The 11,589-nt window shown below is 63.3% G+C and carries 7 protein-coding genes; 1 reads left to right on the forward strand and 6 read right to left on the reverse strand.

Features of this window, described 5'->3' with window-relative positions; all coding sequences use genetic code 11:
* From ACRDU5_RS06575 to ACRDU5_RS06590, 4 genes are all read right to left on the reverse strand, one after another.
* Positions 1 to 2,310 (reverse strand): DUF7948 domain-containing protein (locus ACRDU5_RS06575; protein ID WP_526613684.1); only part of this gene is annotated, 2,310 nt, incomplete at its 3' end.
* Between the two features lie 1,350 nt (positions 2,311 to 3,660).
* Positions 3,661 to 5,028, reverse strand: coding sequence for a sialidase family protein (locus tag ACRDU5_RS06580; protein WP_526613685.1), 1,368 nt, complete (start codon positions 5,026 to 5,028; stop codon positions 3,661 to 3,663).
* A 122-nt stretch (positions 5,029 to 5,150) separates the two neighbouring features.
* Positions 5,151 to 5,915, reverse strand: coding sequence for a helix-turn-helix transcriptional regulator (locus tag ACRDU5_RS06585; RefSeq protein WP_526613686.1), 765 nt, complete (start codon positions 5,913 to 5,915; stop codon positions 5,151 to 5,153).
* 36 nt (positions 5,916 to 5,951) lie between these two features.
* Complete coding sequence (locus ACRDU5_RS06590; protein WP_526613687.1) at positions 5,952 to 7,109, reverse strand: right-handed parallel beta-helix repeat-containing protein; 1,158 nt, start codon at positions 7,107 to 7,109, stop codon at positions 5,952 to 5,954.
* An 862-nt stretch (positions 7,110 to 7,971) separates the two neighbouring features.
* Between ACRDU5_RS06590 and ACRDU5_RS06595 the strand changes: the two genes are divergently transcribed.
* Entirely contained in the window at positions 7,972 to 8,805 is an 834-nt protein-coding gene (locus ACRDU5_RS06595) for a TrmB family transcriptional regulator (protein ID WP_526613688.1), read from the forward strand.
* A 1,039-nt stretch (positions 8,806 to 9,844) separates the two neighbouring features.
* Here the strand turns inward: ACRDU5_RS06595 and ACRDU5_RS06600 are convergent.
* Both ACRDU5_RS06600 and ACRDU5_RS06605 read right to left on the reverse strand, forming a co-directional pair.
* Positions 9,845 to 10,600, reverse strand: coding sequence for a transposase (locus tag ACRDU5_RS06600; protein ID WP_526613689.1), 756 nt, complete (start codon positions 10,598 to 10,600; stop codon positions 9,845 to 9,847).
* A 330-nt stretch (positions 10,601 to 10,930) separates the two neighbouring features.
* A partial coding sequence (locus ACRDU5_RS06605; RefSeq protein ID WP_526613690.1) for a DUF4277 domain-containing protein occupies positions 10,931 to 11,589 on the reverse strand: 659 nt, incomplete at its 5' end.

Below are 11,589 nucleotides of genomic sequence, written 5' to 3' on the forward strand. Positions count from 1 at the left end.
CCCTCCGACGGATGGGCGGAATACCGCTCGATCCGTATCCCCTCCCCCATCGAACTCGCACGGTACCGGAATGTCTCCGTCGAGCCCTAAAAACGCCGAGGGCTGGCCTCGGGTGAGCCACTCGCCCGCTGAACCACGGAACAACGAAAGGTCGGTATCTCCGTCGCCGTCAAAGTCGGCCGGCGGAGGAATCCCAGCCGGGGTGGCCCCGCCTGGGACGAGCTTAGCAACGAACGCATCGGCACCCCCACCCCCGTAGATCGACTGGAACGGGTCGTCAGTGACCGAAAAATCGGCCGCTTCCGCCGTGCCTGTCAGGAAGTCCGTTCCTGCCGCGTCGACCGCGATGCCCGCGACCACGTCCGTGCCGCCCGAACTGCCGATAAATGTCGAAAAATTGAGCGCAGACCCGGTCGGATTGAGGTGCGCCACGAAACCATCGTATGCGAACAACTTCGTCGGCTGAACAGGTTGCACGATCGGGAAGTCTGCCGAAATCGTCCGGCCCGCGACGTGAGCCACACCCGCGCCATCAACCGCTATAGCGCGAGGAAGATCTCCGTCACTCCCGCCAAGGTAGGTTGAATATACCAAAGCACTCCCCATCGCGTTCAGCTTCGCAACAAAGCCATCGCCGTTCGTCCCCGTCAGGCTGGCCTTTAGTGGCGTACCGGCGACTGGGAGGTTGCCGGACTGGGTGTACCCTGCTACATAAGCGTTCCCGGCACCGTCGACCGCAACGCCGCGGGCGACATCGATGCCTGCGCCGCCAAAGTATGTGGAGTACGCGAGCGTCCCCGATGAGGCGACTTTTGTGACGAACGCGTCCTGCGAGAACGGATTGGCATGGGTTGGTTGAAATGCGGCGGCCACCGGAAAATTCGGCGAAGTGGTTTCTCCGGTGATGTACGCACTCCCCGACGAATCGACCGCAATTGCCAGCGCCGCATCACGAAACTCACCCCCGAGGTAGCTCGCGTACTCAAGCTGCGTACCGCTGGAGTTCAACTTGGCGACGAATCCGTCGCCGCTGCCTCCGTATATCGGCTGAAAAGCACTAATCGCCGAAAAGTTCGTCCCCGTGATATGGCCAGTTACATAGGCATTGCCAGCGCTGTCGACAGCGATACCGTTTCCACTGCTGTTCTGCGAACCACCTAACAGCGCTGAGTAAACGAGCGTGGAACCCGAAGCGTTCAGTTTTGTTACAAAGACGCTGTCCTCGGCGCTGGCAATTACGCCGGGAAGCGCTGAGGCCGGAAAGTCAGGCGAGGAGGTCGGCCCGGTAATATATGCGTTACCAGCGCCGTCGAGAGCGATCGCGTTTGCATGCTCGCTTCCCTTTCCGCCGATGTACGTTGAGTAGATCGCCGTTGATCCATCGGCTGCTAGCTTCGTCACAAACGCGTCGCGACTGCCGGCCGCAGGGGGGCCTGCACCGCCGAACACGGACTGGTACGCAGCTCCCGCAACCGGATAGTCGGGCGAGAAGGTTTGCCCGGTGACGTACGCGTGACCGGAGCCATCAATCGCGATTCCGAGACCACCGTCGCCCCCGCCACCTCCCAGGAACGTGGAATAGATGAGAGGATCGATGATCAGCGGCAACAAGGGATCATACTCGCCCAGCAAGATCCTCACGGTCTGGTCATACGGGTCGGCTACGTAGCCGGCGCCGACGAGTTTCTCGAGCACGCCATCGTACTGGTAAGCGACCGGGCGACGGTGGCGAACCTGCGACCTCGCTTCGCCTAACAGCAGGTCGCCGCTGCTGCTCTCCACCCGTACTGGAGAGATGCCCTCGAATGACAATGCGATCTGCGCAGCGTCCGCGCCGGGGGCGACGATCAGATCGTACTCGAGCGCGCCCTGCTCTCCGTGATACATCACGTCGACCCCGGGGTACACGCCGCTAAATTGCACCCGGCCGAATGTCGGGACGTCCGTCTTCCATTCGTCCTGAGTCGAACCTCGGAGATAATTAACCCTACCCGGAAGCTGATCGCCCGTCGCAGATACTGCAGCCGGATTCCCTCCAACGAAATGCATACGGGACACGCCAGCCGCCCCGATGAGGACCGCCTCACTCGGCCGCAGCAACAGGGTCCCCGCCGGCGTCCGACCAATGAACTCCACATCCGAGTTCGCTTGGCCGACGTTTGGCTCGAATCTCACACGGTCGACCAGTTCTGAAAAGACCCGGCTCTGGTGAGCATTACCCAGCTGAGCGACCGCCTCCGGCAAGGTTGCTGCCAACTTGCCGCCGGGGTCGAGCGAACACGGCACGACCAGTGTCGAAGCGACCGCCATACCCGCTGCACACCCTAGAGGGATGAAGCCCTTCCACCCAGGTCCACCGCCCCGCAAAGCGCTCCCAGCCCACATCCTGGCACCTCCCCATTTCAGCCCCGGTTGCGGTTACACACGCTCCGGTCGCACACTCCGAGAGCCCGAAGCCGCCACCGAGCGCAGATCAAAGATGCCCCCTTGCGTACTGACCTTGTACCCGCATTCTATCATCACCGACGCGTAGGGGTTCATTTGCGGTCCCGGTCCCGCAGCCGTACTGGTGGCCCTAACCGGGCGCAATCCCCCGAGGACTGCGCAACCTCGGGGGATTGTAACATCCGAGCAAGATTTGCGGAAACCTTATTCCACAATCGAGAACAGGATGTGACCGGACGCGGCGCCAGCTCCGATGGTACGTATAGCGCACTGGGTATACGTCCCAGTGGAAAGGTTAAGCTGAAAAGGTCCTTCCGCACTCCAGCCGCCCGATGGCTCCCCATTCGTTGGACCCGTCGTTTCGGTCGTCAAAACCGTAGCGGCCGTCTCGCAAGTCGTGTCTTCGTGGTCGGTGAAACTCCCGGCCACGTACTTGTGAACATACTCCGTGTTGGTGTCCAAGTTGCTTGCGTTGCTGTAGATATCGGTATCGTCGTTGTCAACTGTGTTGTCCCGCTGTGTGAACGAGCAACCCGAGCCACCAAGCGCACTCGCATCGCACAACCACACGAAACCGTTGTGATTCGTCGGCGTGCAAGCCCACGCGACTGACGCCAGCATTAGCACGGCAGTAGCGGCGCCAAGTAGTATCGCTATTGACCTCTTACGTATGAGGTTCACATCTGTCCTTTCCGATCCGAGAGCCGACCGCTTCAATTGTCCTCCATCCCCGCGCTGGTGTCTATAGGACAAATCGCGTAGGCCCCCCTCAGCGTACGATAAACTCTGACCGCATTCCCTTCGTCGAATGCGCCGCCCCGTCACCATCCTCCAAGAAGCACACCAAGCCATAACTACCCGGAGGAAGGTCCAGAGCGAAGACGGCGCCTTCTCCCGCAACCTGCTTCGGCAGGCTCGCTAGCGTCGCGACGGCCCGAGGGCGCTCCGGACGCTCTGGATCCGCGAACCGTCCTTCGAGATCCGGAGGTAATCGAAACATCTCGAACTTGTGCTCGAGGCGTCCCACATTTCGCACACGGATAATCACGCGACCCGAAGGGAATACTGAAGGATGCTCGAATCCGTACTCCTTCATGACGACGTCTATTGTCGCAGGCTGGCGTGGGAGCGGTGGCTCGACGTCCGCATCTGCTCTGCACGCCATCAGGAGGAGCACCATCCCGATGGCCTGAAGGCGAGCCGACCGCATTTGTTTCAATGCTCGAACCGCACCGTGGTGACAAAGATGTCTTGATAATCGGGAAGCGGTGCGTTTCTTGTATCCGTCCAGGCTGCAACGCTCGAATCATCTCGAGACAGAAGTCCGAGTCGAGAGCCGTACTCGATTAGCCCTAAAGGAGTTCCGACATACCTCGGACCCGTGCGCGAACTCGACGCCTTCGACGTAAGCTTGACGTTCCTGCTAAAGCTTGCACCACCATCTGCAGAGTAGGCAAAAAACACGTCGTTGCGTAGGTTCGCTCCATCGTCTCGACGATCATAGAACACCGCATCCACCCGGCCATTCGGAGCCACCGCCAAACGGGGCTGATATTGGTGACGTCCATTGTTCACAGGGTCATCGTTCAATCGATTGATGCCGCTCCAGGTTCGACCATCGTCGCCCGACGTCCGAATGAACGCATCCCAATCGCCGTTCCGAGCATCATGCCAAGCCACCACGATCCGGCCGTCTCCGGCGATGGCAACCGACGGCGGAGGCATTGTGAAGATCAGAAGCACCCGCTCAGGCGGTACTACCGTGTCGTCGACGATGTGGCTCCGTCCGAACGTGCGGCCGCCATCCGAGGACGACACGACGATCACGGACCAGGGCTCCTCCCAGGTTGGTCCCTCTAGTCCGTGATAATCACGAACATCGTTCCGTAGGTCGTAGTACGACACGACAACGCGATCATCCAAACCAAGGGCCAGCGTTGGCGCCACCACGAGCGCTCGGCCTGGGTCACTGACCTGGACAGGAGGCGTAAAGCTGGCGCCCCGATCGTCAGAGTACGCCGTCACGATTGGATTCGGCGGGGTGGGAAGTGAGTTCACGCTTGGGTCAGCATTGCTGGCGAGCCAGACCAGATGGATTCGGCCTCGTTTGTCGCCATAGCGATTTATCGCCATACGGACTCCGAAATTGTTCGCCCCGAGAATGTGCCGCGGCTCCGAGAAACTCCGTCCACGGTCGGTAGAAGTCGTGAGATAAACGCCGACTACCGTGTTGCCACGGCCGTGGAGCCCCACGAACAGGTAATAGAGCACGCCGCGTTCGTCGAACTCGACCTCCGGTGCATAGCATTTCTCAACCCCCGCCGGAAGGTTGGACACGGGGCTGGCGCCGACGAACCCCCGGCCCCCATCACCCGACACCTGCAGCGCGCAGCCAAACACCGCGGCGTCCAGACGGTGCGCCATCACGACGAAGAGCGAGTTCGTGGGGTCAACCGCGAGATCTGGCGAATTGTTTGCATTCGCCGGCCCAACCTCATTGGCCGTGGCCGGTAGGTCGTCGTCGACTGTGATCCTAAGTCTAGCGGCCAGATCCGTGCCCCCGTCGCACGCAGTGAGGGCCACAAGAACCATCATAAGACTCGGAAGAAGGCGCTGCATTGCCCGCCGGCAGGGAGCCAGACGCTGGTATCGACTCGGCTGACGCCCGATCGCGGAACTCGACGGACTCGTCCGTGCGACCCGGCTCAATGGTCGTCTGGTCGTCGTGGCCACTCATTTACCTTTCGGGCAAGCGCAGTTCTTGTCGACACACCGACCTTCGCAAACACTCGCGTAAGGTGGGCTTGGACTGTGCGAGGCGAGATCCCCCTGTGGCGGGCGATCTCTAAGTTCGTGAGTCCCTCTCCAACAAGTGCCGCGACTGCTCGCTCTGCAGCGGTAAGGTGGTATGCACCGTCCCGAAGTCGCATCTGCGATTCAGGACGTAACGGCAGATCCGTAGCCGCTGTCGACTCACCGACCCCGCTGGCTTGATCACCTCTTCGTTGTTGAGACGAGCCTGCGGGAGCGACAGCCGCGGCCTCGCGTAAACTGTCGCTCGCCACCTTCGCCCGTGTCGCCATATAGACTTCGACTAAAGCGTCGAAGCATCTCGCGAGGCCTTCGACGTCGCCCAGGACGTGGTATAGCCGTCCCGCTGCGATGTAGGCCGACGCCGCCGGAACCAGCCTTCCAGCCCTTTGTGCCCCTTGCCCACGGCCAACAATTGCCGCTGCCTGCGAACGCTCGGCATCAGAATCGGGGGAGCCTCTTGCCCGACGAGTGGCGCCCGCCGTCGATAAGGGGAGGGGAGTCGCGTCACGTCCGCCCGTGCCGTCATCGCAGTAGGGATGACTCCGGTTAGCATTCACCGGCGAGTACTGGCGCCTCTCGGAGGGGTGAAAGGGTGGTTGGTCTTCCATTGGGAGTAATGAATACGACCGAGCCAATGAAGCCGGCCCGGTCGCCATTGACCTGCTCGCACGTTGCCTGTTCAGCGCCTAGCTCTAGTTAATACACGCTCGGTTCTTGGTGCCTTCATTGTTTGATGCCCAGACGTTGCCATCACAGTCGACGTTGCCATCGAACAGATCGAAGCCGGGGATGTTGGCGGCGCCTCCATTGTTGAACGCCGTGTTGCCCGTGATCGTGTTGTTCTTCCCGTTCACCGGATTCGGGCTTCCCTGGAGTTCCACTGCGATGCCGTTGCCGCCATTCTGGATCACCTGGTTCGACTGGACTTGGTTACTACTTCCAAAGATCGCGACACCGTCACCGTCTCGGAAGCCATTACCGGCTGGCTGGCCGAAGCCATTATTGGTGATGGAGTTGGTCCGGACGAAGTTTCCGTGCGTAAACGCGGCAACCTGCACGCCATCGAGTCCGTTCCCCGACACAGCGTTCGTTTGAATCGTGTTGTTCGTCGTTGTGTTGGCGGGGTTCGACGAGAGGTTGACCAACCAGATACCGATGTCCTGCATGATCGGCCCGCCTTCGCCGTGGTGTCCGCTGGGGTCGAGAATATTGTTATTTAGGACCTGGTTACTAGTTATGGTGTTGTTGTTCGTCGGTCCGTAGGCGACAATCCCAGCAAATGGGCCATTGTGAATAACGTGGTTCGAAGTGATCGTGTGATTGCCGCCCTGGAACACTTGGAGGCCCTCGCCGAAGATCTGCTGAATATCAGGCCCAATGTTGTCGACAAGGCGCAGCGTGGTCGCTGTATTGCCGGTTACCTGCTCGAAGTAGACACCGCTGTTGAAGTTCGTGACGGTGCCGTTTTTGACAGTAACGTTGTTTCCACCGCCTGTCACGTACACGCCGATGTTCGACGTTTGATCCTCGGGCCGAAAGCCGTCCCCGCGAATTGTGTGGCCGTTCAGGTCGAGCTCGACGCCAGAAGCCACGATGGCGACGCCGAAGACCTCCAGACTTCCCACGCAACTCACATCTGCTGTCAAGACGACCGTCGTATTCGGAGTGCTGATGATATCGCCGCAGTTGAGAACTACGGCCTCGGCGGGATTGACTAGAACTGTACTGAGAAGGATCACTGACGATATTGCCGTGGTGGTGAGTAGCCGCCGAACGTTCAAGCTCGGTCCGCCTTTCTCTAGATGGACTTTCGTGTGGCGATGGTTGAGCGCTTCGTAGGACTTCGTCAAGAAGGACTACCAGCATTTAGGTGTGCGAAGCATCCAGGCCGGACCTGTCTCGCCGAAGCCGAGCGACCGACGGAAACTCTGCTGCGGCGGCGCGTCGCCAACCCGCCAAAAACAACCGCGAACGCCGCGAGTCCCACAGCGAGAGCGCCAAGACCAAGACTTAGCGGAAATGCTTCCGAAGATGCTACAGAAAGCAACTCAGAGGCGTCCCTCGTAGGGCCAACGAGACCCGAAGTTGCAGGCACCTCGAACGCCGCTCGGCTCAATGTGCGGCCATCGGTCGCCACGACAAAGTAGATGCCGGCGGGAGCATCCGGGATTGACGCTTGGGCGCTGAACGCTCCGGCCTCGTCGGCCTTCGCCGTGCCGATGACGGGGCCCTTGACGCCGTTCCAGCGCAACTCGACCGTCGCGCCGGCGGCTGCGCCCGAGCCCTTGACCGACGCCGTGGCGACGGGTGACTCGGAGGCAGGCACGAGGCTGTCGATACGAACGAAGTTGGTGCAAGCAAAGGCAACACCCCCGACCACGGCGACCAGCGCAAAGGCCACGATCGCCACCGCCGAGACTGCCCTTCGGTCAAGCATGCTGCTCCCTCCCCGCCGGTGATACCGTCCGCGCGAACGCTGGCCCGGCGGATCCAGCGTCGCGTAGCCCCAGTCGAGTGTCAAGAGCTTTTCGTATCAGCCAGCGACAACGTACACTCGGGAGACTTAGCAGGCGGGAGACAGGCGTTGGTCGGCTGGGGGACAGCGGGCGGGATCACCGAACACACCCTTGCGCGTTTCATTCGTCGGTGTAGAGTACGAATGGCTAGATGCTGAGCGCATTTACCGGCGGATCGGAACAGTGAAGGAGTGGCATGTCGCAGTCAAAAGCGGCCCTTTTCGCCCGGGTGCCGGAGCAGCTGCTCCACGAGTTCGAAGAGCTCGACCTCAGTCCCTACGAAGCTCGCATCCTCCTTGCGCTCCTCCGGCTGGGAGCCGCCAACACCGCCCAGCTGGCACGCGTGTCCGGCGTTCCCCGCACCAGCACCTATCAGATCCTCGAGGAGCTCAACCAGCGCGGGCTCGCGCAGCGGGTCTCCAACGAGGGCCCGGCGATGTACGCGTCGCCCGGTCGCGACGAGGTCTTCCGCCGCCTCGACGCGGCCCAGGAGGAGCGCCTCCGCTTGCACCGCGAACGCACGACCCGGCTGCGGGAGCAGCTGGCCGAGGCTTTTCCTGAGAGCCCCTCGCCTGCGGGCCCGTACGTCCACGTCATCCAGGGAGCCGGCCAGGTGAGCCACATGTATGACCGCTTGGTGACTCAGGCGTCGAGCGAGCTTCTCGTCTTCAACCGTCCGCCTTATTCCTACCGGGAAGATCGGGTGAACCCGGCTGTCTTGAGCGCACTTGAACGTGGTGTCGCCAGTCGCGTGCTCTACGAAGCCGAGCAGTGGCACGCCGAGCAATCCGCTGACTTTCGCGAGGCCATGAAGGTGTACCACGAAGCTGGCGTGGACGGCCGCCTCGTCGAGGACCTTCCGCTCAAGCTGGCCGTCGTCGACCGCCAGGTCGCCCTCCTGGCCATGGCCGATCCCGTGCAACCGGACATCGGATTTCCTACCACGCTGCTGGTTGAGCACCCCGGCTACGCCGGGCTCCAGGCCGACGCTTTCGAACAGCGCTGGGCCTCCGCATCGCCGATTCCCTGACGGCTCCACGCTGCCATGTGACCGGGCAGCTTGACAACGGCTGTGGTAGTAGTAATGCTGAGCGAAACGGCGCTCGAGAGTTCGGCGAACTTTTGACGGACCTTCAGAGAACGAGAACACTCGCTTGGTTTGACGGCGACGAGCCCGCGTGGATTGTTGACTTGCGGCGCGTTGCGCGCCGGCAGAAGGGTTTCCCCACCGTGGCTGGCACTGAACTCATTCCCGACGCACCCCCGGCACCAACATCAGGGACTGCTCGGCGTCGACTCCCTGTCCGACCCGTGTTCGCCGGGGTCGCCATACTCTGCTTGGCCTTCGTCGCTGCCCAGGCGTTTTCAAGCGACCACGGGGCACCGCGCGTCACACGTCCGCCGGCGACATTGCCAGACATCACCGTCTCGCCAGAAGCTCCAGCTGCGGCAGCGGACCCGGGCGCGGCGGGCACGAGCGACACATCGGCGCCCACAACGACAGCGCCGACAGGAACCGCCTCAGCCGGCGGAACCCCCACGACGGCATCCGGGGGCACGTCGGGGGCACCGCAGGCGGGCGCTTCCACGACCAGGCCGGCATCGAGCTCGCAGTCCTCGGTGCCGAGCTCAGTCGTGACGCCCCGTGCGGAATCGGGGGCCAACACGACCCTGCCTTTGCCGTCCGGCATCGACGGCGGAGCCGGAGGCAAGGCGCGCTAACTAAGAGGCGCCGGCCCAGAAAAGTTCGGAGCGGCGCGTTGACGACGGAACCCAGCTCGTAGCCGACGGCGCCGCTCCGGACCCCTTTTCCGGGCCCCCGGGCGATGGTCCGGCGCAGGGAACGAGCGAACTCCATCCTCGGGCTAGAAGAACTCCCGTACGAGGATCACCTGCTCGTCCTCGTTGACGAGATAGTGGCAATGACCGTCGTCGGTCGGACCATGTCCTGGTAAACGTCCTCCAGGACCCGCTGGTGGGTCGGTGGCGGGCCTTCCCTCTGGCACCGGAGGATCCAACTCTCTTTCCGCACTTCTCGAGGTTGATATCGCGCAGTGCACGAGGTGAGGTCAGCTGATGAACGCGGAGCGTGGCACGCCCAGAAGATCGAGCACCTGGAGTTGGAGGGCGCTGAGCTCGGGCTCAAAGGTCTTCACCGCGTGACCGTTGACGGACAGCCGGTGACGGAAGACGTTCGCGAAGATCTCCAGGACACGGTGGGCGCTGGGAGCGGCGCAAGCTCGCAGCTCCGGGTAGAGGGGAATGTGCCGGGCCTCGGCCTTGAGCATGGCAGCCCGGATCTCACGTTCGACGAGGGCTTGGACGACGAGGGCGAAGAAGTGGCAGCACAGGAGCCCCTCGATGCGCACCGGGTCCTTGAGCAGCACCGGGGCGACCAGCTGGTGCCCCTTGAGCTGACCGTGGCGCCGCTCGAGGTTGGGCTGGTACTTGTAGGCGGCCAGCACCGCGGCCGGGCTCATCTTCGTGTCGTTGGTGATGAGCGGGAAGATGCCGTCCATGCGGGAGTCGTGGGCGACGGCGCGCACGGTGGCGCTGAGGGCGAAGCGCTCGGTGGTGGCCTTGCGGTAGCGGGTGTCGGCGCCGGGGCGCCCGCGGTTCTCCTGGCGGAAGGTGTCGGCGCTGATGGGCCGGACCGTGGCCTGGGCCCAGCGTTCGGCGTCCGCGTCGACGAGGGCGCGGGCGGCCGCCTCTTCCACCGCCACGAGCGTCTTGTAACGACAGCGGGGCCCGGCGAGGCGGGCGGCGAGCTCCTCCATGGCGGCCATGCCGGCCTCGATGCGTCGTGCCCGGGTGGCGGCGTCCATCACCGCCTTGGTGGAGGAGTGGCACCCACACGATGCGGAACCCGCCGTCGGAGGGCGTCGGTGACTCGAAGGTGCGCCAGATCTCGGGAGGGTCGCCGAGACGGCGAGCGGGACGGCGGGCGGCCTCGTCCCAGGAGGGAGGGTGGTCCTGGGCCCACTCGGCGAAGCGAGTCACCTCCCGGCGGTTGGCGGGCAGGATGGTCACGAAGCGGCCGCCGTGGGAGTCGATGTGGCCCATCGCCTGGGTGGAGGCGAGCTTGCAGTCCGACACGTACAAGAAGTCGGGCCGTCCCACCAGGGCGACGAGCTCGTCCCAGGTGGGGACGTGGGTCACGTCGTCGTTGGTGTTGCCCGACTCGACCCGGTAGGCGACAGGCACCGCCCGTCGGCCGACACGGTGAGCACCCACACCAGCTGGCGCAGGTAGGGCCGGTGGTCCTTGTTGTGCCCGAACGTCACCGCCGGCACCGTCTTGCCGCCCCGGCGGGCTCCTCCCCCGGGGTAGGCGAGCCCGGTGAAAGAGACCGACGTGGAGTCGTTGTGCAGCTGGGAGCAGTCGATCTCGAACTCGCGCACCGCCCGCAGCACCACCTCGGTGAGCAGGCTCGCCCGGTCGGCGTCGAACAGCCGCTCGAGGGTCCGTCCCACGCGGTCGTCGTTGAGGGCGCCGACATCGCCGGACGCCAGGCCGAGCAGGGCCGGCTCGTAGGCGGCAGCCCACTCGCCCATCGCGTAGACCGGCTCCCGACCGGTGACGAGGTTGCGCACGACCACCCCCAGCACCGTCCCCGGGGCCAGCCGCAACCGGGCGTCGTCGTGGGGGACGAAGCGCTCCAGGGAGCCGGCCAGGCCGATGCGCGCCAGGAAGTGGTTGATCACCGGCAACGGCCCCACCAGCTCGGAGCGCAGCTGGTAGTCGTCGCCACCCACGCCCCCATCCTTCCTTGCGGCTGTCGGCCCCATGTGCCACAGTATGCATACTGTGGCAC

Source organism: Mycobacterium sp. (assembly GCF_050701515.1).
Classification (GTDB): Bacteria; Actinomycetota; Actinomycetes; order Mycobacteriales; family Mycobacteriaceae; genus Mycobacterium.

Bases quoted from the DNA above. Each gene is read 5' to 3' on its own strand.
- ACRDU5_RS06585 (WP_526613686.1), bottom strand. From the start codon at position 5,915: ATGGCGACCGGGCCGGCTTCATTGGCTCGGTCGTATTCATTACTCCCA.
- ACRDU5_RS06595 (WP_526613688.1), top strand. From the start codon at position 7,972: ATGTCGCAGTCAAAAGCGGCCCTTTTCGCCCGGGTGCCGGAGCAGCTG.
- ACRDU5_RS06600 (WP_526613689.1), bottom strand. From the start codon at position 10,600: ATGGACGCCGCCACCCGGGCACGACGCATCGAGGCCGGCATGGCCGCC.